Annotated in this window: 20 protein-coding genes; 4 read left to right on the top strand and 16 right to left on the bottom strand. The window is 59.7% G+C overall.

From position 1 onward, the window contains the following. Nucleotides 1–191 precede the first annotated feature (191 nt). On the top strand, nucleotides 192–1,832 hold the full coding sequence (locus BPSY_RS06050; RefSeq protein WP_081884284.1) for an alpha-N-arabinofuranosidase: 1,641 nt from the start codon (nucleotides 192–194) through the stop codon (nucleotides 1,830–1,832). 149 nt (nucleotides 1,833–1,981) lie between these two features. Here BPSY_RS06050 and BPSY_RS06045 read toward each other — a convergent pair whose 3' ends face one another. The 3 genes from BPSY_RS06045 to BPSY_RS06035 form a co-directional block, all read right to left on the bottom strand. Further along, nucleotides 1,982–4,078 (bottom strand): beta-galactosidase, encoded by a 2,097-nt coding sequence (locus BPSY_RS06045; protein ID WP_033498189.1) that lies wholly within the window; start codon nucleotides 4,076–4,078, stop codon nucleotides 1,982–1,984. A gap of 238 nt (nucleotides 4,079–4,316) precedes the next feature. Beyond that, a complete protein-coding gene (locus BPSY_RS06040) occupies nucleotides 4,317–5,267 on the bottom strand; it encodes a carbohydrate ABC transporter permease (protein WP_033498199.1) in 951 nt (316 codons plus the stop codon). A 56-nt stretch (nucleotides 5,268–5,323) separates the two neighbouring features. Further along, nucleotides 5,324–6,250 (bottom strand): carbohydrate ABC transporter permease, encoded by a 927-nt coding sequence (locus BPSY_RS06035; RefSeq protein ID WP_033498188.1) that lies wholly within the window; start codon nucleotides 6,248–6,250, stop codon nucleotides 5,324–5,326. Between the two features lie 211 nt (nucleotides 6,251–6,461). Between BPSY_RS06035 and BPSY_RS06030 the strand changes: the two genes are divergently transcribed. After that, complete coding sequence (locus tag BPSY_RS06030) at nucleotides 6,462–7,451, top strand: LacI family DNA-binding transcriptional regulator (RefSeq protein WP_033498187.1); 990 nt, start codon at nucleotides 6,462–6,464, stop codon at nucleotides 7,449–7,451. A gap of 11 nt (nucleotides 7,452–7,462) precedes the next feature. Here BPSY_RS06030 and BPSY_RS06025 read toward each other — a convergent pair whose 3' ends face one another. The 11 genes from BPSY_RS06025 to BPSY_RS12010 all read right to left on the bottom strand — a co-directional run bounded on the left by BPSY_RS06025 (nucleotide 7,463) and on the right by BPSY_RS12010 (nucleotide 19,538). Beyond that, nucleotides 7,463–8,296, bottom strand: a complete 834-nt coding sequence (locus tag BPSY_RS06025; protein ID WP_051921754.1) for a pseudouridine synthase — start codon at nucleotides 8,294–8,296, stop codon at nucleotides 7,463–7,465. A 90-nt stretch (nucleotides 8,297–8,386) separates the two neighbouring features. Next, the gene (gene glmS / locus BPSY_RS06020) at nucleotides 8,387–10,276 is read right to left on the bottom strand and encodes a glutamine--fructose-6-phosphate transaminase (isomerizing) (protein ID WP_033498186.1); all 1,890 of its coding nucleotides are present in this window, start codon (nucleotides 10,274–10,276) and stop codon (nucleotides 8,387–8,389) included. Between the two features lie 103 nt (nucleotides 10,277–10,379). Further along, nucleotides 10,380–11,174 (bottom strand): amino acid ABC transporter ATP-binding protein, encoded by a 795-nt coding sequence (locus BPSY_RS06015; protein WP_100841083.1) that lies wholly within the window; start codon nucleotides 11,172–11,174, stop codon nucleotides 10,380–10,382. After that, complete coding sequence (locus BPSY_RS06010) at nucleotides 11,171–12,148, bottom strand: amino acid ABC transporter permease (protein WP_033498184.1); 978 nt, start codon at nucleotides 12,146–12,148, stop codon at nucleotides 11,171–11,173. Before BPSY_RS06010 ends, BPSY_RS06015 begins: the two co-directional genes overlap by 4 nt. A gap of 221 nt (nucleotides 12,149–12,369) precedes the next feature. Then, on the bottom strand, nucleotides 12,370–13,311 hold the full coding sequence (locus BPSY_RS06005; protein WP_033498183.1) for an ABC transporter substrate-binding protein: 942 nt from the start codon (nucleotides 13,309–13,311) through the stop codon (nucleotides 12,370–12,372). 310 nt (nucleotides 13,312–13,621) lie between these two features. Continuing rightward, nucleotides 13,622–14,104 (bottom strand): SsrA-binding protein SmpB, encoded by a 483-nt coding sequence (gene smpB, locus BPSY_RS06000; protein WP_033498182.1) that lies wholly within the window; start codon nucleotides 14,102–14,104, stop codon nucleotides 13,622–13,624. Nucleotides 14,105–14,286: 182 nt separating this feature from the next. Then, the gene (locus BPSY_RS05995) at nucleotides 14,287–15,735 is read right to left on the bottom strand and encodes a CHAP domain-containing protein (protein WP_033498180.1); all 1,449 of its coding nucleotides are present in this window, start codon (nucleotides 15,733–15,735) and stop codon (nucleotides 14,287–14,289) included. Between the two features lie 68 nt (nucleotides 15,736–15,803). After that, nucleotides 15,804–16,727, bottom strand: coding sequence for a permease-like cell division protein FtsX (ftsX, locus tag BPSY_RS05990; protein ID WP_033498178.1), 924 nt, complete (start codon nucleotides 16,725–16,727; stop codon nucleotides 15,804–15,806). Continuing rightward, the gene (gene ftsE / locus BPSY_RS05985) at nucleotides 16,724–18,091 is read right to left on the bottom strand and encodes a cell division ATP-binding protein FtsE (RefSeq protein WP_033498176.1); all 1,368 of its coding nucleotides are present in this window, start codon (nucleotides 18,089–18,091) and stop codon (nucleotides 16,724–16,726) included. Before ftsE ends, ftsX begins: the two co-directional genes overlap by 4 nt. Before the next feature lie 8 nt (nucleotides 18,092–18,099). Further along, on the bottom strand, nucleotides 18,100–19,227 hold the full coding sequence (gene prfB / locus BPSY_RS05980; RefSeq protein ID WP_033498195.1) for a peptide chain release factor 2: 1,128 nt from the start codon (nucleotides 19,225–19,227) through the stop codon (nucleotides 18,100–18,102). Between the two features lie 179 nt (nucleotides 19,228–19,406). Continuing rightward, a complete protein-coding gene (locus BPSY_RS12010) occupies nucleotides 19,407–19,538 on the bottom strand; it encodes a hypothetical protein (protein WP_274518462.1) in 132 nt (43 codons plus the stop codon). Between the two features lie 84 nt (nucleotides 19,539–19,622). Here BPSY_RS12010 and dapD point away from each other — a divergent pair, with 84 nt between their 5' ends. Then, nucleotides 19,623–20,597, top strand: coding sequence for a 2,3,4,5-tetrahydropyridine-2,6-dicarboxylate N-succinyltransferase (gene dapD / locus BPSY_RS05975; protein ID WP_033498174.1), 975 nt, complete (start codon nucleotides 19,623–19,625; stop codon nucleotides 20,595–20,597). A 129-nt stretch (nucleotides 20,598–20,726) separates the two neighbouring features. Here dapD and BPSY_RS05970 read toward each other — a convergent pair whose 3' ends face one another. Next, nucleotides 20,727–22,016: a citrate synthase gene (locus BPSY_RS05970; protein WP_033498193.1), complete on the bottom strand. Its 1,290-nt coding sequence runs from the start codon at nucleotides 22,014–22,016 to the stop codon at nucleotides 20,727–20,729. A gap of 186 nt (nucleotides 22,017–22,202) precedes the next feature. Continuing rightward, complete coding sequence (gene map, locus BPSY_RS05965; protein ID WP_033498172.1) at nucleotides 22,203–22,982, bottom strand: type I methionyl aminopeptidase; 780 nt, start codon at nucleotides 22,980–22,982, stop codon at nucleotides 22,203–22,205. A 105-nt stretch (nucleotides 22,983–23,087) separates the two neighbouring features. On the opposite strand from map, the gene BPSY_RS05960 reads away from it, so the two are divergent. Beyond that, nucleotides 23,088–25,169 carry a M13 family metallopeptidase gene (locus BPSY_RS05960; RefSeq protein ID WP_033498170.1) on the top strand — a complete coding sequence of 694 codons (2,082 nt, stop codon included), beginning with the start codon at nucleotides 23,088–23,090 and terminating at the stop codon, nucleotides 25,167–25,169. Nucleotides 25,170–25,260 lie beyond the last annotated feature (91 nt).

Genomic DNA, 25,260 nt, shown 5'->3' with positions numbered 1-25,260 from the left:
TCACTCTCCCTTGTCTTGCGAACCCGCCCAATCCTCGTTGATTGGTCAGCACCACATACATCCATTGAACGAGTTCCTTGTTCACAAATTCGACTTCGGATACATCGTCTTGTATCGTTCGAGTTAACGATAACATCTTAAGGTATGTTTGCGCAAACAAACAAGTGTTTTGAAGCGAAAGGAAGATTTTCATGACGCGTGGAGAAACCCAGACGGCCGCAGCCATTGGCACTGCTGGCAAGGATGCCGTTCCGCCCCGAAAAATCCCGCATCAAGCCTCCGGAACAGCGCTCGTTCACACACCCGTCGCCGTCGCCGATATTCCCAGGCGACTGTTCGGATCCTTCGTCGAACATATGGGAAGAGGCGTATACGGCGGCATATACGAGCCGGATCATCCGACAGCGGACGAATACGGATTCCGCCATGACGTCATGGAGCTCGTCAATGAGCTCGGTGTCACCTGCGTTCGCTACCCGGGAGGCAATTTCGTCTCGAACTACAACTGGGAGGACGGGACCGGACCCAAGGAACTCCGACCGGTACGACGCGACCTGGCCTGGCACAGCACTGAAACGAATGAGGTCGGCATTGACGACTTCTACCATTGGAGTCGTCAGACCGGCACGGAGATCATGCTGGCGGTCAACCTCGGTACGAGAGGGCTGCATGCCTGCCTGGAGGAGTTGGAATACGTGAATGCCCCAGCAGGGACGGCGTTGGCCGACCGTCGTGTACGCAACGGCATTCCCGAGGCGATGGATGTTTCGATGTGGTGTCTGGGCAATGAGATGGATGGCCCGTGGCAGGTCGGGCATATGAGTGCGGAAGCCTACGCCACTGCGGTGGATCAGGTGGCGCATGCCATGAAACTGGCCGAATCCGGCCTGCAACTCGTGGCCTGCGGATCTTCGAGCGCGCATATGCCCAGCTTCGGGCACTGGGAACGCACGGTGTTGGACAAGGCCTACGACAACCTGGACTTCATCTCCTGCCACGCCTATTACTATGACCGGGGCGCCGCCAGCTTCCAGGACTTCCTGCTTTCCTCTGAGGATATGGCGCATTTCATCGACACCGTCGCCGGAATATGCGCCACGACGAAGGCGGAGAAGCACTCCGACCATGAAGTCGCATTGTCCTTCGATGAGTGGGGGGTATGGTATTCGGACGTCTGGAACCAGCAGGAAGAGGAATGGAAGGCGCAGGCGAAGGCCGGTCTTCATCATGAAGAGTGGCCGAAAGCGCCGAGGCTTCTGGAGGATCTGTATACGGTCGCCGACGCGGTGGTCGAGGGATCCCTGATGATCTCCCTGCTCAAGCACTGCGACCATGTACGTTCGGCCTCCCGGGCCCAACTCGTCAACGTCATCGCCCCGATCATGACGGAAGCGATGGGCCCCGCTTGGAAACAGAGCGTCTTCCACCCCTTTGCGGCGGCCGCGCACCACGCCCGGGGAAACGCCTATGCTCCCAGCATCGACGGCCCGATGCTCTCCACGCCACAATACGATGCGGTACCTGCCATCGACGCCGTCATCACATGGGACGACGAGCGGCACGAAGGCCTTGCACTCGTCGTCAACCGTGACGAGCACGGCACCCACGACGTCCGCATCGATTGCTCCTCCCTGCCGCGGATCGACGCATCGACCATGCGCATCGATGCCACACAGATGCTCCACGAGGACGATCCCTACCGGCGCAACACCGCAGAGGACAGCAACGCCGTTGTGCCGCATGCATGCGATGTTCGGATGAATGAGGATGCCTCATTCACCCTGACCATGCCCGAGATTTCATGGGCGGCCATTCGATTCCACAGCGCTTAGACCTGCCTTCACATGTTGTGTCGGTCACACGGGGTGAGAGCCCATATGACCGACCACAGCGCATAGCACCAAGCACAAGCACCTGACCAGCATCACGCCAGACGGAGGCGGATCGGCGTACCACGCCGATCCGTCTCCGAGAGCCTCCATCAGACTGCCATCACCAGAAGCCCATTGGCCTTGATGCTCGCGGTTAGCTCCCCTGGGTGCACGGTGGCGCGTGACGAGACCAAAACCGTGCCTTCGACGTCAACCGTGCGTTCCTCATGGGTGCGGTTGAACAGGAACACGAATCGGCCGCTCCCCTCGTCAGCGATACGTTCAACCCTGAGCACGCCGGTATTCGCCGCACGGTCATCGGGAACACCGTCGGAAGCGCTGATATGCATATGCGCCAGCAATTCGGGCAGCGCTTTCGACAGACCTTCGCGCCCCAGTCTGCAACCCACATAGGCCGCCTGACCCTCACCGAAGCTATTGAACGTGATTGCGGGAACATGACGCATTCCCGTCCATTCCTCAGCCTCATACACCGCAAGCACTTCGACGGTGTCCGCGGTGGAGGTGATCCAGTCGGCGAGATCATGGGCCACGGTGCCATTACTCAGTTCCAGGTGGTCCAACACACCGTCGATATCCGAACCCATAGGCGTGAAGGCCTCCGATCGCACCCCGATCACATCGGCTATGGACGCGGGATAGCCGCCCAGCCATATGCGATCATTGGCATCGGAGATGCCGGTGTAATAGGTGGCGAACAGCTTTCCACCACCCGAAACATAGTCACGCACCCGTTTGGCGTTCGCCTTGTCAAGCAGATACACACTTGGCAGCACCGCCGCCTCATAGGAATCCCACGCGGCCCGGATCGGCACGACGTCGGCCGTGATTCCGCAATCCGCCAAAGCCCGGAACCAATCCAAGGGCTCCGTCCAATGCCTGACCTCCTGGGTGGGTGTCGCGGTATGCTCGCTCGCCCATTCGCTTTCGTAATCGAACACCACGGCGATTCGCGACTTGGCCACCGCGCTCCGGGCCACACCCGCATCGCTGAGCACCTTCAGATCCTGCCCCAGCTCGCAGACCTCGCGGTAATCCTGGCTGTCCTCCCCCGCATGTGGCAGCATCGCGGTGTGGAATTTCTCCGCACCGGACTGCGATTGGCGCCACTGGAAATAGCAGATGGCGTTGGCCCCCATCGCCAGATGGGCCAAGGAGTCACGGATCAACTGCCCTTCCTCTTTGCGGTAGTTGATGGCACGCCAATTCACGGCACCTGTGGAGTGTTCCATCAGGAACCAGGGATGCTTGCGGGCGATGCCATCGACCAGCGATGCGCTGTACACCAGTTCGTCAAGATGCTGCTCCCCCGGCATGAAGTAATGGTCGTTGGAGACGAAATCAACATCCCTGCCCCATGCGTCATAATCCAGCACACTGTTCGCCGCACTCACCATGAAGTTGGTGGTCAGGGGGATGCCGGGAGTGATGCGCTCCAAAGTGTCGCGTTCGGCACGGAAGAACTCCTGCAGCGCATCCGATGAGAAACGTTTGAAATCAAGCAGTTTCCCGGGATTCATGAAATTGCCCTCGCCGATGAAGCGCGGTGGGATGATCTCCGAGAAATCACCCATCTGCTGCGACCAGAATGAGGTGCCCCAGGCATCGTTCACGGATTCAATATCCCCGTACCGCTCCTTGCACCAGACGCGGAATGCCTGCGCGGCGTCATCCGAATAGTCGAAACGGTTATGACAGCCGTATTCGTTGTTGACGTGCCACGCCACCACATAGGGGTTGTCTCTGTAATGCTCGGCCATCCTGGTGCATAAGGCGAGTGCGTAGTCGCGGAAGATGGGTGAGGTCGCCCTCCAATGCTGACGCGCACCCGGCCAGCACACGTTCCCACGTTCGTCACGCCAGAGCACCTCAGGATGAGCCTGGGTGAGCCACATGGGCGGGGAGGCGGTCGCGCTGGCAAGATCGACGGCTATACCCGCTCCACCAAGCTTGTCGATGACGCGGTCGAGCCACCCGAAATCCCAGGAGTCCTCCGATGGCTGCAGCTTCGCCCATGAGAATATCCCGACGGAGACGAGATTCACCCCGGCCTTGCGCATCAAGGCCACATCCTCGTCCCAGACCTCTTCGGGCCATTGCTCCGGGTTGTAATCACCCCCGTACCAGATTTCCTGGCTCCTGCCCTTCAGCGGTTGCGGCCATCTGAATTGTCTGTGTTCAGTCATTGAAACCCCTGTTTCTCGCATCGCAGACCCTGCATGGGCATGCGCTCTCTGTATTTCCGTACCGTTTGCCAGCCAAGGCCACTTCGGCGGCCTGGACCGCCTCCTGTCACCCAAGATTGAGGCCGCATGCGTCTTCTCTCCTGCCTTGATGGCGTCGTTGCCGAGGAATCACCTGACAAGGCATGGGGGAAGCACCGTTATTCGGCTCTGCCAGCCGGCCCTTGTTATCCGACCATTGTTATTCTTTGACTGCGCCTGCGGCGAGGCCTGATTGCCAGTAGCGTTGCAGGAGCAGGAACGCGATGACCAGGGGGATGATGGTGACCATGCTGCCTGTGATCACGAGGTTCTGGATCGCCTGGCCCCCTGCGGTGCTGGCCTGGTCCTTCCACTGGTTCAACCCGATCGTCAGGGGATACCAGTCCGAGTCCTTGAGCATGATCAACGGCAGGAAGTAGTTGTTCCACGTCGCCACGATCGTGAACAACGCCGTGGTCACGATCCCGGGAGCCAGCAACGGCAGGCTCACCTGCCAGAAGGTCCGGAACTCGCCGGCCCCGTCCACCCGGGCGGCCTCCAGCAGCTCGACCGGGACGGCCTGCTCGCTGAAGATCCACATCAGGTACAGGCCGAAGGGACTGATCAGGCTGGGAATGATCATCGCCCAGGGCGTGTTCGTCAACCCCAGCTTCGCGAACAACAGGAACTGCGGGACCGCCAACGCGATCCCCGGCACGCTGATCGCGCCGATCACGACCACGAACACCGCCTTCCTGCCCGGGAACCGGAACTTCGCCAACGCGTAACCCCCCATGATCGCCAGCAGGGTCGCGCCGCCCGCGCCCACCACCACGTACAGCAGCGTGTTCACCAGCCACCGGCCGAAGATCCCGTCCTGGTACGAGAACACCAGCGACAGGTTGTCCCACAACGCGAACGAGCCACCGAACCCCAGACCGAAGGTCGAGGTGAAATCCGCCTGCGTCTTGGTCGCGTTCACCACCAGGTACACGAAGGGGAACAGGCAGTACACCGCGAACAGGGCGCACACCAGCGTCATCACCGTCGAACGCCGCGGATTGGCCGGGTTCGAGAACCCCGAACGCCCCGCCCTGCGCCGCTCGGCCCGCTCGTCGCGCGCCACCCTGCGGGCACGCGCGCGCGCCGACACCACCGGCACGCCACCCACGCCCGAACCACCGACACCCACCCCGGACGACACCCGGGAACCACGCCTCGACCCACTCACTTCATCTGCTCCCTCATGCTGCGCAGCTGCACCGCATACGCGATCGCCATCGTGATCACGGCCATCACGATCGCCAGCGCCGCCGCGTAATTCGACTGGTTGCCCGAGAAACTCAGGTTGTACGCGTACATGTTCGGCGTGTAATACGTCGTCACCGCGTTACCCGGCACCATGTTCTGCAGGATGCTCGGCTCGTTGAACAACTGGAAACTCCCGATGATGCTGAAGATCACCGTGATCGCCAACGACCCTTTGAGCTCCGGCAGCTTGATCCGGCGCACGATCTGCCACTCCCCCGCGCCATCGATCGCCGCCGCCTCGTACAGCGAATGCGGGATCGTCGACAGGCTCGAATAGAAGATCAGCATGTTGTACCCCGTGAACTCCCACGTCACGATATTGCCGATCGCGGCCAGCAGCACCGAAGGCGCCAGCACATCCAGATCCGTGCCCAGCAGCCCGTTGAGCGAACCCACCAGACCGTACTTCGCCCCGTACACGAAACCCCAGATCAACGTCGACACCACCGCCGGCACCGCATACGGCAGGAACGTCGAGATACGGAAGAACTTCGAACCATGCAGCTTCATGCTGTCCAACGCCAACGCCATCGCCGCCGCCAGGAACAACATGACCGGCACCTGCACCACCGTGAACAACGCCACCCGGCGCACACTGTCCCAGAACTGCGCATCAGCGAACAGACGCGCGTAGTTCGCGAAACCCACGAACACCGTCCCACCGATCATCTTCCTCTGGAAGAACGAGATCCACACCGCATACACGATCGGCACGATGAACACGAACACGAACACCACCGCGAACGGCAACATGAACTTCCACCCACGCCAATCACGACGCCCACCACGAACGGAACCCGGCACCACCGAACCCCGCACCACCGGCACACTCGGCGCAACCATAACAACCCCTCTCCCTCGAAGGAACCCCGGCCCAGTCAACAGCGACTTCCACCAGGAGACGACTCGGTTCGAAACAAAATGTTTGCGCAACCATTTTCATTCTACACACGATTGCCCGCTTCCACCACAGCAGCGCGGCACAAATTACACCAAAGCCAAGGAAGTGGGGTATACAAGAGGAATGGCTGGCAAACGAGCCCGATGGGCATCCATGCAAGACGTCGCACAAGCAGCTGGCGTCTCGCCCCAAACCGTGTCCCGCGTATCCAATGGCAGCGAGGCGGTGAGACCGGAGACGCGCGCACGCGTGAAGGAGGCGATGCAGAAGCTCGGATATCGTCCGAACTTCGCCGGACGCGCCCTCAAACACGGGCGTTTCATGGATATCGGCGTCGCCATGTTCAACATGAACACATACGGGAATATGCGCATCCTGGAAGGCATCAGCACATGCGCAGCCGCCAAGGGCTATGCCACCACGGTGCTCACCATGCAATCGACGGACGAGCACCCTCTGCGACATGCGGTCGAGCAGATGAAGAAATTCCCTGTGGACGGGATGATCGTACTGCTCGAACAACGTGTCTCGGATTTCGCGGATTTCGTACCCCCACGGGATCTTCCCGTGATCATGGTGACCGAGGGGCCTTCGAACCACTGCCCCACCATTGACGATGACCAGTACGGATGCGCGGCAACAGCCAGCGAATACCTGCTGAGCAAAGGACACCAGACGGTTTATCACATCGCCGGCCCCCAGCACTCCCAAGCGGCCGTCAGCCGCGCCCGCGGATGGAAGGATACGCTGCTGCAGCAGGGCATTCGCGTACCGGAAGCCTTCATCGGCGACTGGAATGCGGACAGTGGGTATGAGGCCGGGCGTCGCTTCGCCGCGGACCCGCAATGCACGGCGATCTTCGCGGCGAACGACCAGATGGCCTATGGCGCGATACAAGGCATCGAAAGCACCGGCAAACACGTGCCCGACGACATCAGCGTGATGGGAGTCGATGACTCCTTGCATGGGACCGTTCCACGGCTTTCGCTGACCACGATGCGCATGCATTTCTCACAGATCGCGCAGAAGGCCTTCTCGATGGTGCTGCAGGCCTGTGAGGGTGACACGCCCCCGGCAGGCATCAAAACCGTCATCCCCGCCGAGATGGTGGAGCGCTCATCAGTCCGCGATCTCAACGAATAGCAGCGATGCGGCTATCGCTTTCGTGAAGGTGCAGGAAGCCGGGTATACGACTGCACGGCGGCATCCGAGGTCTCCAACGGTATCCGGGATGTGAAGCGACGGAACTGACCGCTGTACGGATCCCTGAACTCCAGGCTTCGTGCCACAAGCTGAAGCGCCTGGGAGAAGTCATCCGTCGCCCGCATGTTCAGGGTCGGATACAGATCATCACCAAGTATGGGCAGGCCGAGCGCATTCATATGCACCCTGAGCTGATGCGTTTTGCCGCTGCGAGGATGCAATTCATACACTCTCAGCAATGCGCGACCTGCCCGCGCCTTTGCATTCGCAGACGCCACGGCCCCCTGATCGCCAGCCACCGCGATCAGCGTGCTGCTGTTGGGTGCGGCGGCGATCTCATAGGCTTGTATGGTTCCACGATCCTTGCTGATATGCGAAATCCGCATCAGAGGGAAGACCGCGGGAGGGCACAGCCTTCGGGACACTCCACGGGGAGCGGTGCGCAGTATCGCCGCCGGCGCAATGCACTCGTAGGTCTTTCGCACCTCCCTGCGCTGGAAGAGCATCTGATAGGCTCCCCTGGCGGAGGGCTCCTTGACGAATACGACGATCCCGGCCGTCGAACGATCGAGCCGATGGGCCGGTGTGATGTCGGGATTATCGCAACGCTCACGAAGACGCATCAGAGCAGTGGAACGAAACCACATGCCACGTGGCGTGGTCGGCAGAAAATGAGGCTTGTCAACCACGATGATCCGCTCATCCTCATAGAGGATACCCATCTCAAACGGGATATCAGGCTCGTCGACGACCCAACGGTGATGCGGGGAGCGTTGATTCAGCATGCTTCTCATTCCGATGTGTCGCTGCTCCCCTCCCCGTCGCAGCGACGGCGACACCACGACGCGAGGAGGCGACGGGGTGATGAACGGTGCTTATTCCACAGTCACCGATTTGGCCAGATTACGCGGCTTGTCGATGTCGTAATGCTTCAGCTTCGCCATATCCATCGCGAAGAGCTGCAAGGGCACCACATCCGTGAGCGGACTGAGCAGCGTCGAGCATTCGGGACGCCAGAAAATCACATCCGCATAATGTTCGACATCCGGATCCCCCACTTCGGCGACCGCGATGGTGAACGCGCCCCTGGCCTTGACCTCTTCAATCGAGGAGATGACCTTGTTGTGGAGCACGTCACGGCCACGTGGACTCGGGACGATCACCACGACGGGTTCGCCTTCGTCCACCAAGGCGATCGGACCGTGCTTGAGCTCACCGGCGGCGAAACCCTCCGAGAAGGTGTAGGCGATCTCCTTGAGTTTGAGTGCGCCCTCCATGGCGACCGGGTATCCCACATGCCGTCCGAGGAAGAGGAAGGAGTGCGCTTTCGCCATGCGGTCAGCCGTCTGGGCGATCACATCGGCCTGGTTGTCCAGCACCCATTGGATCTTCTCGGGCATGGCCTTGAGATTATCCACGATCTGACGGATCTCATCGCGATACATCGTCCCTTTGACCTGCGCGAGATACAGTCCAAGCAGATAGGCAGCCACGATCTGTGCCACGAAAGCCTTGGTTGATGCCACGGCTATTTCAGGACCGGCGTGCGTATACAGCACCGCATCCGACTCCCGGGGAATCGTCGAACCCTGGGTATTGCAGATCGCCAGCACCCTCGACCCCTGTTCCCGGGCATGACGCAGGGCCATCAGCGTATCCATCGTCTCGCCCGACTGTGAGATCGCGACCACCAGGGTTCGCGGCGTCAGAATCGGGTCACGGTAGCGGAACTCATGCGCCAGCTCAATCTCGACCGGTATGCGCACCCAATGCTCGATGGCGTATTTGGCGACCAGGCCCGCGTAAGAAGCGGAACCGCATGCAATGACGACGATCTTGTCGATCGAGCGGAATACATCCTCATCGATACGGACCTCATCAAGATTCAGATCCCCGTCAACGCTGAAACGTCCGAGCAGCGTGTCGGAAACGGCAAGGGGCTCCTCATGGATCTCCTTGTCCATATAGGAATCCCAACCGCCCTTTTCCGTGGCGGAGGCGTCCCAATCGACGGTGAAGCGCTTCGCTTCGGTGACGGGGTTGCCTTCGAAATCCGTGACCTCAACGTTGTCCGCGCTGATGCATACCGCCTCGTCCTGCCCGAGTTCCAAGGCCTCCTTGGTATATGCCACAAAGGCCGCGACATCGGATCCGAGGAAATTCTCGCCATCGCCAAGACCGACCACCAGCGGTGAATCATGACGGGCGCCGACCACGATATCCGGCTGACGCGAATCGACCGCAAGGATCGTGAATGCCCCGGTGAGCATTCTGGCCACACGCCTGACCGCTTTGAACAGATCGGGCGCACCCTCCTGTGCGATCACTTCATTGGCGACCTTGCCCAGAAGCTTCGCGGCGACCTCCGTGTCGGTTGCGGAGGCGAAGGTGTACCCCTCGGCCTGAAGATTGAATTTGAGCTGCGGCGCATTCTCGATGATGCCGTTGTGAATCAAGGCGATATGCCCGTCACCGCTCATATGAGGGTGCGCATTCACATCCGTGGGCGCACCGTTGGTGGCCCACCTGGTGTGTCCGATGCCCGCTGTCGCCTCCGGCATCGGATGACGCTCGAGCTCCTGTTCGAGGTTGCCCAGCCGGCCGGACTTCTTGCGCCAAGCCACCTCCTGCATCCCCGGAGCGACCAAGGCGACGCCTGCGGAGTCATAGCCCCGGTATTCCAAACGTTGCAAACCCTGCATACACACTTCCAGAGGCTTGCCGCACGCACATCCCGATCCTGCATATCCAACGATTCCGCACATAGTGTTCCAGTCTATGGATTTCCCAGAGGGACGTCATCCGGACACGCCCTTCTTATCGGAACCTCTACACCTCGGCCCCGCATGGATGTGACATTGTGCCCGGTCAGAGCACCGATTTCAGGAAAGCGCCGAATCGCTCGGTCTGGGGATGATCGATGATGTCAGATCCACCATGCTCGACCACGACCCCTTGATCCATGAAAACGACCTGATCGGCGACTTCACGGGCGAATCCCATCTCATGCGTGACCACGACCATCGTGATGCCCTCCTTGGCCACCTGACGCATCACGGCCAGGACCTCCCCCACCAATTCAGGGTCAAGCGCCGAAGTCGGCTCGTCGAAGAGCATGATGCTCGGATGCATCGCCAAGGCCCGCGCAATGGCGACACGTTGCTGCTGACCACCTGAAAGCTGTGCCGGATAGTAGTTCGCACGATCGGCCAGTCCGACGCGATCGAGCTCGTTGAGCGCCTGCTCCCTGGCTTCGCGTTTCGCGACGCCACCCACATGCACCGGCGCTTCCATCACATTCTCAACCGCCGTCATATGGGGGAAGAGATTGAAACGCTGGAACACCATGCCTATCTTCGAGCGTTGCGCCGCGACTTCCTTATCGTCAAGCAGACGCAGACCGCCATTGCCCAGCGGCTTGTACCCAACCAACTCGCCTTCGATGAAGATCTCACCGCCGGTGCGTGTCTCCAATTGATTGATCATCCGCAACAAGGTCGATTTCCCGGAACCCGAAGGCCCCAGAATGGCCGTGACCGTGCCCGGCATAACCGTAAGGCTCACGCCTTTGAGCACATGCAGGCTTCCGAAAGCCTTGTGCACCTGGACGATTTCGATCGCGGGCGCACCTGCCGCGTCTAGCGATTGCTCTTGCATGCTCATGCGTTCAACCCCACCATCGTGGCCTGATTCACCTTATCGACTGCATCCTTTGGTTCGCCGGATGTTTTACCGGGCAGCGGAGGCTGCTTGCCCTTGCTGCCCATCGCGCGGGCGTCAAAGCCCTTCCCGAAGTGATGCTCAAGACGGGATTGCAGCATCATGAGCACCGTGGTGATGACCAGGTACCAGATGCAGGCCACCAGCAGCAGCGGAATCGGCTTGTATATACGGTTCGCGATGGCGTTGGTGGCGAATTGCAGCTCCAGGGAGAAAGGAACGGCAAGCACCAGCGAGGTCGTTTTCAACATGCCAATGGTCTCGTTGCCCGTGGGCGGCACGATGATACGCATGGCCTGTGGTAGGACGATGCGGCGCATGATCAACGAACGCCGCATGCCCAGTGCCGCGGCGGCTTCGGATTGTCCGGTATCAACGGCCTCTATGCCCGCACGGACGATTTCCGAAAGGTATGCGGCCTCATTGAGACCAAGGCCCAGAACCGCGGCCGTGCCGGCGGAGATCAGGGTCTTGGTGTCGATGCTCCAGAACTCGGGACCGAATGGAATGCCGAGGGCCATCCTGGGGACCAGTACCGCGAGCAGACCCCAGAAGACCAGCTGCGTATACACAGGGGTGCCCCGGAAGAACCAGATGAAGAACCAGCTGACCCCGCGCAGAACGGGATTCGCCGACTTGCGCATCATGGCGAGGATCACGGCCAGAACCGTGGCAAGTACCATCGCGTACACCGTGAGTTGCAGGGTCCATCCGATGCCTGAGAGAACATTCTCATTGAAGAGATACATCCATACCGTTGGCCAATCGAAGTTCGGGTTGGTCACCATGCCATGAAGCAGCATCAAGGCGACCACCACGACGACGACCGCCGCGATGTACGGACCCGGTTTCCTCACTGGGCGCGCGGATATCCTGTTCGGTATATCCAAACCTCCGTCGCTATCACTCCTCGGCATGTTTCCCCTCCCCGCCCCGATAACCGCAGCTGCGCGATCATCGGATTATCACCACGGCACATCGTTCACATCACAGTGTTCACAGCACACCGTCGACATCAACATCTACCCAAACAGTATCCACCACATCAGCGTCGGCACATCGGCGCACGTCCAAACAGGCGCCGGGTGCCGATGGCTCCGGGTGGATGCGGCGCGCACCGCAGCCACCCGGAAAGCAACTACTCGCTTGCGGTGGGATTGATCTCCGCCTTCTCGATCGCACCGGACTGCGCACCCCAGGCCTTCAGGATCTTCGTGTAGGTTCCGTCGTCGATCAATTTCTGAATCGCCTGTTGGATCGCCTGGTCCGTCGCGGAATCACCCTTCTTGATGGCCACGGCCTGAGGGGCGACCCCCTGGTCTTCGCCGAGCTTCTGCAATTTGTCGCCGGTCTGTTCAATCGCATAGCCTGTCACGGGGCTGTCCGCATACAAGGCATCGACCTTACCGGTCACCAGCGCGGTGGTCACATCGGTCTGCTGTTTGTAGGACTGCACATCGATCGCATCCTTGCCTTTATCGGTGCAGGCCTTGTTGGCGGAGTTGGCCTCCTCCTCCTCGGTCGTACCGGTCTGGACGCCCAGTTTGATACCGCACAGATCGGTGGCGTCGACCTTCTGGGGATTCCCCTTCTGCACCGCATAGGTCATACCGGCCTTGAAGTACGTCACGAAATCAACCGCCTCACTACGTTCCTTGGTGACGGTGAAGCTCGAAACACCGATATCGTATTTGGTGCCGATGGAGGGAATGATCGAGTCGAAGGTGGCCGTCTGCGGGTCGGGAGTGAGTCCCAGCACCTTTGAAATCGCGTTGACCAGATCCACATCATAACCGATCGGCGTCTTGCCGTCCGAGTCCAGGAATTCGGCAGGCGCATAGGAGGTATCCATACCGACCGTGAGCTTGCCGTCCTTGGCGATGTAGCTCGGCACCAATGACGCAATGGAGTCATCCTTGGAGATGCCGCTCACATCATAGGCCGATGGCGTCGCACCGGCTCCTGATGTGCCTGATGCGGAGCTCTCCGAACTGTCGGTGGTGCCGCATCCTGCCATCGCGACAATCAATGCGCCGCTGAGCATCGCCGAGGCGATGCCTTTGATCTTCCCCAATGTCATTGTTTCCCTCTCTCTCAACCATCCCATGTACAACGTCGGACGCCCTCAACAAGGGAGAGTAAAAGGCATATGTCACGAAGTCGTAAAGAACCAAGATAATTCTCGAATATCACCGAACCTGTTACGCGCTCATTATGCGGTCACTTCGGCATCGGCGACCATACGAACCATCAACACCGCATCCACGATTGGCGACGTACGGCAGCAGGCCGCCCGATACGCGTGCCTGCGCGCGCCCGCACTGCTTGTGGGCACAAGCTACACAGATGATTTCTGCTACACAGACGTTTCAACTACACAGACGTTTCATTTACACAGATGATTTCATGTTCTTGTATCGCATTGCACGCTGCGCCTCGCGCTTGTCCTGCTCTTCGCGCAAGGACTGGCGTTTGTCGTATTCACGCTTGCCTCGGGCGAGCGCAATATCGACCTTGACCCTGCCGTCCTTGAAATACAGGCTCAGTGGGATGATCGTGTAGCCTTTGGCTTCGGTCTGCCGTGAGAACTTGGCGATCTGGGCGGCATGCAGCAGCAGCTTACGCTTGCGCTTAGGGGCATGGTTGTTCCAGGTGCCGTTGAGGTACTCGGGTATGTTCGCGTTTTCGAGCCACATCTCGCCCCGCCTGTCGATCGTGACGAAGGATTCGGCAAGGGAGGCACGGCCCTCGCGCAGGGATTTCACTTCGGTACCGGTGAGCGCGATGCCCGCTTCCACATGGTCTTCGATGGCGTAATCATGACGCGCCCTTCGATTATTCGCAATCGTTGCGATTCCTTGCTCCTTAGCCATCGCTGACCTCCTTCTTCATCGTTGTCGGTGCCGTTCCGCCGTACCGGCACCGTACCCGTGCCCTTCCGGAAGGGCACACACCTTTCGCAAGGCCTGAGGATAGCACATCGCGGATGAGGGGCAGAAAGCGATGGGGCCCGGAATCATCCCGGGCCCCATCACATCATCGCTTCAGCGCGAACTCAGTAGTGGACGTACCAATACAGTCCTGGGTTGTAAATCGTCCTGGACACGATCGTTCCCTGAAGGCTTGCACCTGTTTCCGAGATGATGATGGAATTGGAATTCACCTGTTCCACAATCGCGACGTGGCCGTATTTTGCATTGGCGCCCAGCTGGCCGCCCCTCAGGGAGATGGCAGCGCCGACATGCGGTGTGTGGTTGACGAGATAGCCGAGGGCGCGAGCGGAGTTCGCCCAATCCTGGCCGTTGCCGAGATACGAGCCGACAGGAAGGTTGAGCTGCTGCCTTCTGATGTATGCCCACCAGGTGCACTGGCTCCATGGATAGGCGTTGCCATTGGTGTTACCGGTGGCATGGCCATAGCAGTAGGTGGAACCCGGCGCACAGCTGCCCGGCACCGAATAGTTCATGCCGGAGGCTCCGCCTGAACTGGAACCACCGGAGCTCGAACCGCCCGAGCTGCTCGATGATCCCGAGCTGGAGCTTGAACCCTTTGAGGATGACGAGGAGCTCGAAGAGCTGCTCGTTGAGGAGCTGGCCTTGGTCGATTGCCCTTGGGCGGCCGCGGCGGCGGCATTGGCCGCAGCAGCAGCTCGCTGCTTCTGCAGCTGGAGGTTATAGGCGTCGATCTGCGCCTTCATCATGACCGCTTGGGCGGCTTCCTTGGCCGCAGCGGTTTTCAGGCTGCTCTGCTGGGATTCCAGGGAGGCCTGTTGCGCACTCCCCTGTTCACGCAAGGTGTTCAGACTCGTCTGCTTCGCGGAGGCATCAGCCGAAGCCTGCTGGGCGGCGGCCGCCTGATCCGCGGTCTGCTGCTTGAGCACGGTGATCTGCTGCTCGATCGCCTCAAGGCGCTGCTTGCGATTCATCGAATCGCTCAGCGTGGTGGCCGCATCGTTGGCCGCCTCGGTCTCGCTCCTGGTGACGGCGGCTTCGGACTGCATCTTGTCCACGAACTCGCTGGTCGTTTTGGCGTTGGTCACCACATCCATCACATCGGAGGCATCGGAACCATGGAAGCTGCTGCGTGCCAGCTGAGCCACGGCCGCCTTGGCATCGTCGTAGTTCTCACCGGTTTCCGCGATCTTCGCTTCAAGATCGCTTTTATCCTTTTTGGCCGCATCCAAACGATCCGCGGTCGCATCCGCCTGCTGCTTGGCTGATTCGGCTGCATCCGCAGCCGCATCGGCGGCCTTCTGGGCAGCCGGAATCTGATTCTCGACCAGATCGTTGAGTTCCAGGATCTTGTTCTGCAGCGCTGAATTCACACCGGCGAGCTGCGCCTTCAATGCATCGCTGGATGCGAGGGTCTGTTGGTACTCGGAATAGCTTGAAACCGCCTGAGCTGTCTGTGCGCCCGTCGTGGTGGCCACAATGCCGCCGGTGAACGCCATCGTTGCACAAAGCATCCCAGCGCTTACGGCTTTGACACGTTTTGTCTGCTTCATGAATCAGCCTTTCGAATCACAGTTAGACATATATGGTACAGCAGTCGTCTGAATCGTCCAGGGTCCACTCATGCCTTCAGGTATCTGCGCAGCGAAACCGCGGATGCGATACCGGACAGCAGCATGGCTCCGATAATCAAGGCGGGAGCAAGCAACAGCACGGTCGTCTGGTTGATATACGGCATCCACGTGATGGATTTGGCGAGCCAATTCGTCACGAATGTATTCACGATCACGCTGAGAGACACCACGGAGAGCACCGATCCGATCAGCGATGCGAACATGCCCTCAAGTATGAATGGCAGGCTTATCGTCCAATTGGATGCGCCCACCAGACGCATGATCTCGGTCTCGTTCTTTCGCGATGCCGCCGACATTCTGATCGTGGTTCCAGTCAGCATGATGGCCACCAGAACCATCACTGCGGCAAGCACCACCGTGACCGCCGTCGCCCGGTTCAGGATGCTGAAAACGGGATCGAATATCTGACGCTGATCGACCACCTCCTCTACGCCCGTGCGCCCTGAGAGCACTTCGGACACGACCTGGTATTTGGTCGGATCCGTCAGCTTCAACCGCAGGGAGGCCTGCATATCCGCGGCGGTGAGGCTTCTGCCCTCATAGACCCCGTTCGGATACTCCTTGAGGAATATCGTCTTGTAGAATTCCTGCTGGCTCATGTAGGTGATCTTGGAGACGTCGTCCGACAGTTCGGTGTTGATGAGCTCCTCGATGGCCACGATCTCCGTCTGCGTGGGGGCCTTGCCCGATGAGCATGTGGCGGATTGGCTCGAACCATCCGGGCAGAGCCACACCACGACCTCGACCTTGTCATACCAATCGCCCTTGGCCTTGGTGATCTGGGCCTGCATCAGACCTGAGGCACCGATGAACAGGAAGGAGATGAATGTGACCAAGGTCACGGAAAGAATCATGGGACCATTACGCTTCAGGCTTGTCCAGGTCTCCGAAAGTATGAACCGGAATCTCATTTCTTGTCCCCTTGCTCCTCAGCAGCGGCCTCGGGCCTCGAGGAATCCTGCTTATGCCCGGTCTGTTTGCCTGTGGCGTCATGGCCAGCGGTGCCCTTCGCCCCGCCCGGAGGCGTCGGCGGTGCGGGAATCGCCGTCTTGTCGCCCTTGGCGGCCTCATCGTCCTGAGCGGATTCCTGCCGCTGAGACCCGTCCTGCGTCCCTTCGGCGGACTGAGCGCTCCGGGACCGTTCGATATCAGACCGTTCGTCACCAGACTGCTCAGCTCGGGATTGCCCCTCGCTGGGCTGCTTCCCACTCGTCTGTTTGGCGCTGGATTGTTCATCATCAGTCTGGTCGGCATGGGCGTTCCCGGCATGCTCGGGATCAAGCACGATGCCCTTCCCCCAGGTCAGGGTGGTCTCCACCGGAGCGAAGGCCTCACCATAACGGCCCTTCCGCCCGGAATGCACGGAATTGGCCAGACGGGCGATACCCTGTGCGCCCTGCTCGGCATCACTGATCGCCTGTTGGGTATCGGCACTGCGTTCTTCCGTGTTCTTGCTTTCGGCCAGTCCTCCTGCGATTTCCGGTGTCGGTGCGATTTCGGAGGCTATGTCGGCATGCGTCTCGATGGCTCCACCCTTGATGGCATGGTGGGCCTGGGCCTCGACCTCGGCATCGGGGAAGAACTTGGCGGAATCGTATGAACCTGTTGCCTCATCGCGCACGATCTTGCCGGTGTGGAGCTCCACGACCCGCTTGCGCATCGAGTTCACGATCTCTTCGTTGTGCGTTGCCATCACAATCGTTGTTCCCGTTCGATTGATGGCTTCAAGAACCTCCATGATGCCCAAGGAGGTCGTCGGGTCCAGGTTTCCGGTCGGCTCATCGGCGAGCAGGATCTGCGGATGGTTCACATAGGCGCGTGCGATAGCCACACGCTGTGCCTCGCCACCGGAGAGCTCATGGGGGAAATTATTCTCCTTACCGGTAAGCCCGACGGTTTTCAGCACCTGTGGCACCAGGGACTTGATGGTCGAACGGCGCGTACCGATCACTTCAAGCGCGAAAGCCACATTCTGCCACACCGTCTTGTTCGTCAGCAGTTTGTAGTCCTGGAAGACGAAACCTATGCTGCGCCGGTACATCGGCACCTGACGGTTGGAGAGACGGCGCAAATCATTGCCTGCCACGCGGATCTCACCCTCGGTCGCCTCCTCCTCGTGCAGAAGAAGGCTCAGAAGGGTTGTTTTGCCCGAACCGGAAGCCCCCACGAGAAACACGAAATTTCCTCGATCGATGTCCAAGCTGACATCGTCAAGAGCGGGACGCGACCCTTTCGGGTACACCTTGCTGACATGTTCCAACGATATAAGCGCCATACAGTCTCCTATTCCTTGGCTTCGGCATCCTCGCGGCGCTGCTGGTGGCGCCACCTGATGCCGGCATCGATGAATGCGTCGATATCGCCATCGAACACGCCTTGCGTATCCGAGGTCTCATAACCGGTTCGCAAATCCTTGACCATTTGGTAGGGATGAAGCACATAGGAACGCATCTGGTCACCCCAGCTGGCCTTGATGTCCCCCGCCAGCTCCTTCTTGCGTTTGGCTTCCTCTTCGTGGCGGAGCACCAGCAAGCGTGATTGCAGAACGGCCATCGCGGCCGCACGGTTCTGGATCTGGCTGCGTTCATCCTGCATCGTCACCACGATATTCGTGGGAAGGTGGGTGATGCGCACGGCGGAATACGTGGTGTTGACACCCTGTCCGCCAGGACCCGACGAGCAGTAGGTGTCAAGACGGATATCCGAATCAGGCACATCGATGTGATCGGTGGCCTCCACCAGTGGGATCACCTCGACGGCGGCGAAGCTCGTCTGCCTGCGTCCCTGATTGTCGAAGGGAGAGATACGTACCAGGCGGTGCGTGCCGCCCTCAACGGACAGACGCCCATAAGCGTAAGGTGCCTCGACCTGGAAGGTGGCGGATTTGATGCCCGCCTCCTCGGCGTATGAGGTGTCCATCACCTTGGTTTTATAGCCGTGACGTTCCGACCAGCGCAGATACATTCTCATCAGCATCTGAGCCCAATCGGCGGCATCGACGCCACCGGCGCCCGAACGTATGGTGACCACAGCCGCACGCTCATCGTATTCGCCATCGAGCAGTGTCTGGATCTCCATATCGACCAGATCGCTTTTCAGCTTGTTCGCCTCTGTCGCGGCCTCATCGAGCGTGTCCTGATCGCTTTCCTCCTGGGCAAGCTCGACCAGGGTCTGTGCGTCATCAAGACGGCGCTCAGCCGATTCAAGATGTCTGAGCAGCGACTGGGCAGCGGAAAGCCTGCTGGTGACCTTCTGCGCGTTCTCCTGGTCATCCCACAGTCCAGGGGCACTGGCCTCCTGTTCCAGATGGGCGATCCTTGTACGGAGATCATCCATGTCGACCGCTTTGGCGATTGACTCGAAAATCGTACGAGCCTCGTCTATCGTCTGCATTACTTCGAAATCTGCCATCATTACCACCATACCGTTAGCGCTGCTACAACAGCGCGTTGAATACCCAAACCACACCATCTTGTCCGTAGGACCCGGCACCCGCATTCTCGACGCTGCCCAATCCCGATGCTTCCAGGAGCCTCGGCGGACAGCGCTTCATCACGGTGCGTCCGTGTGCCCGAAGCTGGGCGCAGCGGTCAAAAACCTGAGAACAGAGCAGGAATGACCAGACTGGCAAGCATGGCGATGGCGATGATCGCACACACCGTGCGCGCGATATTGCGGCGACGACGCTCCGCGCGAGCCCGCTGCCTTTCGTATTCACCCATAAGCGAATATGGTACCCAGATGCATAAACCTTAATTTCTGGGGCGAGTCATAGAGTTAGGTCAATCCGCAGGAAAGGAACAGCAATGACTGACTCACGCACAGCATGGGGATGGGGCCTTGCAAGCATCGATGCCGCAGGAAACACCCTCGATGTATGGTATCCGACGCTTCAGATCGGTGCAGCGCCCGCAGAAGCTTCACGACCGCAGCATGGATTCGGCGCCCTGGTACACGATGAGCCCGATGAGCGTGGGGTGCGACGGGTCCCTGTTTTCACCACATCCGCGATTGATGACGCGATCACCGACACCGCCGACGCCTATCTTCGCCTGCATCTGCTGAGCCTGAGGCTCGCCTTGCCGAACACCCTGAATCTCGAAGGAATCTTCGCGGCTCTGAACAATGTGGTGTGGACGAATTACGGTCCTTTCGCAGTCGCCGACTTCGCACAGCGCAAGATCGACGTGCTGGGCGCCCAGAGTGGTCTCCACGCGGATGTCAATGTGCTTTCCATCGACAAATTCCCACGCATGGTGGATTATGTCGTGCCCTCGGGCGTGCGCATCGGCAATGCCGACCGCATCCGTCTCGGCGCGCATCTCGCTGAGGGCACCACCGTGATGCACGAAGGCTTCGTGAACTTCAACGCCGGAACCTTGGGAACGTCGATGGTCGAAGGACGCATCTCGCAGGGGGTTGTGGTCGGTGACGGTTCGGATATCGGCGGCGGGGCCTCGATCATGGGAACGCTGTCAGGCGGAGGCAAGCACAAGGTCTCCATCGGCGAGCACTCATTGCTGGGCGCGAATTCCGGTATCGGCATATCACTGGGAGACCACTGCGTTGTGGAGGCCGGACTGTATGTGACCGCAGGCACCAAGGTGACGATATACGACAAGGCGAAAATCGCCGCCCATGAAGCTCTGGATGTGGTGAAAGGCGCGGAACTCAGCGGCAGGGACCACATCCTCTTCATCCGGAACTCGGTCAGCGGGGCCATCGAGGCGCGCAGCAGGAATACCGGCATCGCGCTGAACGCCCAGCTTCACGCCAACTGATGCGCTGAAGCCACGGCACACTCATCCGGGTGGCTGCTTCATCGGGACGGCATTATCAGGAATAAGATAGGCGAACACCGTGTCCCATAACCGTCCTGGCGAAGCAGCCACCGGTGCACGGCGCTGGAATCAGCGTTCGGAGATCGGTATGAGATCGCGCTTCGGCTCACCGGTGTAGACCTGACGCGGCCGCCCGATGCGGGTCGCCGGGTCGTCGAGCATCTCGCGGTACTGTGCGATCCAGCCGGGGATGCGGCCCAGCGCGAACAATGTGGTGAACATGCTCGGGTTGAATCCGATGGCCCTGTAAATCAGACCCGTGTAGAAATCGACATTGGGATACAGATGACGTGAGATGAAGTAATCGTCATGCAGCGCGATGTCCTCCAGCTCAGTGGCCACATCGAACAGGGCGAGATCGCTGCCCGGCAGACCAAGCTGCTCTTCCGACATGATGCGGGTCAACCACTTCTTGGCGATGGCCGCCCTGGGATCGTAAGACTTGTAGACGCGATGTCCCAATCCCGAAATGCGCTGGCCGTTCTCCTTGGCCTCCTCGACGAATTGCTTCACCGATTTTCCGGAGTCCCTGATCGACATCAGCTGGCGCAAGGCCGCTTCGTTCGCGCCGCCATGCAAGGGGCCCGACAATGCATTGATGCCGGCCGCCACCGCGGAATACAGGTTGGCATGTGCGGAGCCGGCTATGCGCACCACCGAGGTCGAACAGTTCTGCTCATGATCGGCGTGGACGATCAGCAGCTTGTCAAGGGCCTCGACCATCAGCGGATCGGATTCGAATGACTGGTATGGCGTGGCGAAGCTCATACGGAGGAAGTCGTCGACATAGCCACGGGTGTAGTCCGGGTACAGCAGCGGCTCATCCCGGCTTCGGCGGTGGATCAAGGACACGATGGTGCGGACCTTGGCCATGATGATGGCCCCGGCCTCATCCAACTGATCGGGATCGGATACATCACAGGTCTCGGGGTAGAAGCTCGCCAAGGCGTTCACCGCCGAGGAGAGGACGCTCATCGGATGGGCGTTGCGGGGGAAGGAACCGAGCAAGGTTCTGAATTCCTCTCCAACGACCGTATGGTGCAGCACCCGTGCACGGTACTGATCGTATTCCGCCTGGGTCGGCAATTCACCCTGATTGAGCAGCCATGCCACCTCCAGGAAGTTGGATTGCTCGCACAACTCCTCTATCGGATAGCCTCGATACCGCAGTATGGAGCGATTGCCATCGATGAATGTTATTTTCGATTCGCACTGCGCCGTCGTCAGAAAACCGGGGTCAAGCGTGACCCAGCCGTCGTTGCGCAGATCGGAGACGACGATACCATCAGGACCGCAGGTCGCTTTGACAACGGGCAGATCAAATTTTGACGAATCTATATCAAGTTGTGCTTTGGGCATCATCTGCCTCCCCTACCCGTGAAATGACCAGCAACGATACTGGGATGGAACTGCGGCGCCCTTGACGGCGCTTGAATGGCCAATCGTATCAGAACGGGGCCTGCCTTCCTGATGCAGGTATTGTCTGCCGGAAGTCGGCAAGCCCCATATGTTCCGAAGCGTCAGCCTCTGAATATGCGCATCCGATTACTCGTCACGCGCCGTGAGGATGATCGGACCGTCATCGGTGATGGCGATGGTGTGCTCGGTGTGTGCTCCACGCGAGCCATCGGCTGAACGCAGTGTCCAGCCATCCTTGGAATCCTGGTAGATCTCATCGGTGGTGCGCAGGAACCAGGGCTCGATAGCGATGACCAGCCCGTTTCGCAAGCGGTAGCCGTGATGGGCCTTACCGTCATTCGCCACGTGGGGATCACCGTGCATGATGTGCCCCACGCCGTGCCCGCCGAATTCGAGGTTCACGGTGTATCCGTTGGCATGTGCCACATCACCGATCGCCGAGGAGATGTCCCCCAGGCGATTGCCGGGTTTAGCCTGGGCGATGCCAGCTTTGAGGGCGTCCTCGGTTGCCTTGATGATCTTGAGATCCTCGGGATCGGCATGCTCGCCTACCACGAAGCTGATGGCGGAGTCGCCGACCCAGCCGTCCACATTGATGGCGAGATCGAGACTGAGCAGATCCCCCTCCTTCAATGCGTAGTCGAAAGGAACGCCGTGCAGCACGGCGTCATTGACTGAGGTGCAGATGTAGTGCGCGAAAGGACCTGTTCCAAAATCAGGCGCATAGTCCACGTAGCAGGATTCAGCCCCGGGCCGACCTTCGATGCGTTGTTTGACGAAATCATCGATTTCCAGAAGGTTGGTGCCAACCTTGGTCATCTTCCGCAAATCCTTGAGTATGCTCCCGACGAATTTACCGGCAGGGCGCATAGCCTTGATTTCCTGTGGTGTCTTCAGTTCGATCACTTGATTGTTTCTTTCTACCTTGTTGGTTATCAACCACCCTACTGCGATGGCGTTACAGCACCAAGCGGGCCCGGGCTTGTCAACAAACGTCATTAGGCTGGGTGTATGAATACAGCTTTGAAATCGGGCATTGACCCAACATCCTTTTCCTCGGTGATTCGACCCAGCAGCGACCTGTTCCGTTTCGTGAACGGTCCATGGATCGACACCTACTCCCTCCCCGATGACCGATCCCGTTTCGGTTCCTTCGACAAACTCGCCGATGACGCGGAGACGCAGATTCGGGACATTCTGGAAGACCCCGAAACACCCGCAGCCAAATCCAGCGCTTTGTATTCCAGTTTTCTCGACACCGAATCCGTCGAGGCTGCCGGTATGGATGGCATTCGTGACGATCTGGCCGCGATCGACGGGACCGAGGACAAGGCGCAGCTGATCCGCGCGCTGGGAAGGCTCAATCCCCAAGGGGGGCCGGATCTGCTCGGCATCGGCATCTACGGCGACCCGGGGGAACCGGAACGCAACATCGTGCACATCGAACAAAGCGGCATCGCGCTGCCTGATGAGGCTTATTATCGCGAGGATCGCTATGAGGCGATTCGTCAGGCCTATCAGGATATGGTCGCCAAACTGCTGATGCTGGCGCACTATGCGCATGATCTCAAGGATGCGCAGTCACAGGCATCGCGTTTCTTCGACCTTGAGCGGAGCATCGCGGCATGCCATTGGGATGTGGTCGAGACCCGCGACCAGGACAAAACCTACAACCCGACCGACTTCGACGCATTGCAATCCGCACTTTCCCACCTTGACATCACCGCATGGGTGCAGGCTTGGCAACAGGCCTACGATGAGACCGCAACGGCGAGGATCATGCCCCTCGATCTGGCCAAGTCCCTGGCCAGGACCATCGTGCATGAGCCCAGCTTCCTCACCGGACTCGATACGGTCTGGGACAAAGCCGCACTCGACGATCTGAAACTCTGGGGACGCATCCACACGCTGATTTCTTGGGCCGGATATCTGAGTCTCAACTTCGAGCAGGCGCGATTCGACTTCTACGGCAAGGTGCTTTCAGGCACCACGGAGATGCGACCGCGTTGGAAGCGCGGGGTATCGCTGGTCAATGGCACCTGCGGAGAGGATGTGGGCCAGGAGTACGTGAAGCGCCACTTCCCCGAATCCAGCAAGCAGCGCATGGAGGAGCTGGTCGGCAATCTCATCGACGCATACCGCGTCTCCATTCGTTCCAGCGAGTGGCTTGGTGAGGAGACCAAGAAGAAGGCCCTGAACAAACTCGACCACTTCTCACCGAAAATCGGTTACACGAAGCATTGGCGCGACTACTCGGCACTCGATGTGAAGAGCGATGCCAGCCTGACCGAAAACATCCACGCGGCGCAGACCTATGAAACCGCCTACCAGCTCAGCAAGGTCGGCACCACGGTCGACAAGGACGAGTGGCTGATGAACCCTCAGACGGTCAACGCCTACTATGAGCCGACGATGAACGTCATCGTGTTCCCCGCCGCGATTCTTCAGCCGCCATTCTTCGATCCCGCTGCCGAGGACGCGGCCAATTACGGCGGCATCGGTGCGGTGATCGGGCATGAGATCGGCCACGGATTCGACGACCAGGGCAGCAAATACGATGGCGAGGGCCGCCTGCATGATTGGTGGACCGAAGCGGATCGCAAGAACTTCGAACAGCGTACCGCCGCCTTGATCGATCAGTACAACCACTTCGTGCCTGCTCAGCTGGCCGAGAAGTATGCCGACGACCCCGCAAAGGCACCCCATGTGAACGGGGCTCTGACCATCGGAGAGAACATCGGCGATCTGGGCGGCGTGAACATCTCGCTCAAAGCCTATGCCTTCGCACTCGATGCCGCGGCAGGGCGTGAGAAGGATGGCAGTGCCGAGGGCATCCGCCAATCACTCGCACAGTCGCCCGAGATAGAAGGCTACACCGGCGTGCAGCGCTTCTTCATCGCCTATGCCTCGATCTGGCGCACCAAGCTCCGCGATGAATTGGCCGAGCAATACCTGCAGATCGACCCCCACTCCCCTGCCGAGTTCAGGACGAACGGCATCGTGATGAATGTGGATCTCTTCCACGAGGCCTTCTCCATTCATGAGGGCGACGAGATGTGGCTGGATCCGGATTCACGCGTCCGCATTTGGTGAGGGCCATTCCACTCTCCCACCACTAGGGCCTGGCGCACACAGCCAGGTCATCGGATCGGCGGGCATTCTTGTTACGGCATGAATGCCCGCC

Origin of the sequence: Bifidobacterium psychraerophilum, from assembly GCF_000741705.1 — a bacterium.
In the GTDB taxonomy this organism is placed as follows: domain Bacteria; phylum Actinomycetota; class Actinomycetes; order Actinomycetales; family Bifidobacteriaceae; genus Bombiscardovia; species Bombiscardovia psychraerophila.
This window is presented reverse-complemented; position numbering and strand designations above follow the sequence as displayed.

Bases quoted from the DNA above. Each gene is read 5' to 3' on its own strand.
- BPSY_RS06050 (WP_081884284.1), top strand. From the start codon at position 192: ATGACGCGTGGAGAAACCCAGACGGCCGCAGCCATTGGCACTGCTGGC.
- BPSY_RS06045 (WP_033498189.1), bottom strand. From the start codon at position 4,078: ATGACTGAACACAGACAATTCAGATGGCCGCAACCGCTGAAGGGCAGG.
- BPSY_RS06035 (WP_033498188.1), bottom strand. From the start codon at position 6,250: ATGGTTGCGCCGAGTGTGCCGGTGGTGCGGGGTTCGGTGGTGCCGGGT.
- BPSY_RS06030 (WP_033498187.1), top strand. From the start codon at position 6,462: ATGCAAGACGTCGCACAAGCAGCTGGCGTCTCGCCCCAAACCGTGTCC.
- BPSY_RS06025 (WP_051921754.1), bottom strand. From the start codon at position 8,296: ATGCTGAATCAACGCTCCCCGCATCACCGTTGGGTCGTCGACGAGCCT.
- glmS (WP_033498186.1), bottom strand. From the start codon at position 10,276: ATGTGCGGAATCGTTGGATATGCAGGATCGGGATGTGCGTGCGGCAAG.
- BPSY_RS06015 (WP_100841083.1), bottom strand. From the start codon at position 11,174: ATGAGCATGCAAGAGCAATCGCTAGACGCGGCAGGTGCGCCCGCGATC.
- BPSY_RS06010 (WP_033498184.1), bottom strand. From the start codon at position 12,148: ATGCCGAGGAGTGATAGCGACGGAGGTTTGGATATACCGAACAGGATA.
- BPSY_RS06005 (WP_033498183.1), bottom strand. From the start codon at position 13,311: ATGACATTGGGGAAGATCAAAGGCATCGCCTCGGCGATGCTCAGCGGC.
- smpB (WP_033498182.1), bottom strand. From the start codon at position 14,104: ATGGCTAAGGAGCAAGGAATCGCAACGATTGCGAATAATCGAAGGGCG.
- BPSY_RS05995 (WP_033498180.1), bottom strand. From the start codon at position 15,735: ATGAAGCAGACAAAACGTGTCAAAGCCGTAAGCGCTGGGATGCTTTGT.
- ftsX (WP_033498178.1), bottom strand. From the start codon at position 16,727: ATGAGATTCCGGTTCATACTTTCGGAGACCTGGACAAGCCTGAAGCGT.
- ftsE (WP_033498176.1), bottom strand. From the start codon at position 18,091: ATGGCGCTTATATCGTTGGAACATGTCAGCAAGGTGTACCCGAAAGGG.
- prfB (WP_033498195.1), bottom strand. From the start codon at position 19,227: ATGGCAGATTTCGAAGTAATGCAGACGATAGACGAGGCTCGTACGATT.
- BPSY_RS12010 (WP_274518462.1), bottom strand. From the start codon at position 19,538: ATGGGTGAATACGAAAGGCAGCGGGCTCGCGCGGAGCGTCGTCGCCGC.
- dapD (WP_033498174.1), top strand. From the start codon at position 19,623: ATGACTGACTCACGCACAGCATGGGGATGGGGCCTTGCAAGCATCGAT.
- BPSY_RS05970 (WP_033498193.1), bottom strand. From the start codon at position 22,016: ATGCCCAAAGCACAACTTGATATAGATTCGTCAAAATTTGATCTGCCC.
- BPSY_RS05960 (WP_033498170.1), top strand. From the start codon at position 23,088: ATGAATACAGCTTTGAAATCGGGCATTGACCCAACATCCTTTTCCTCG.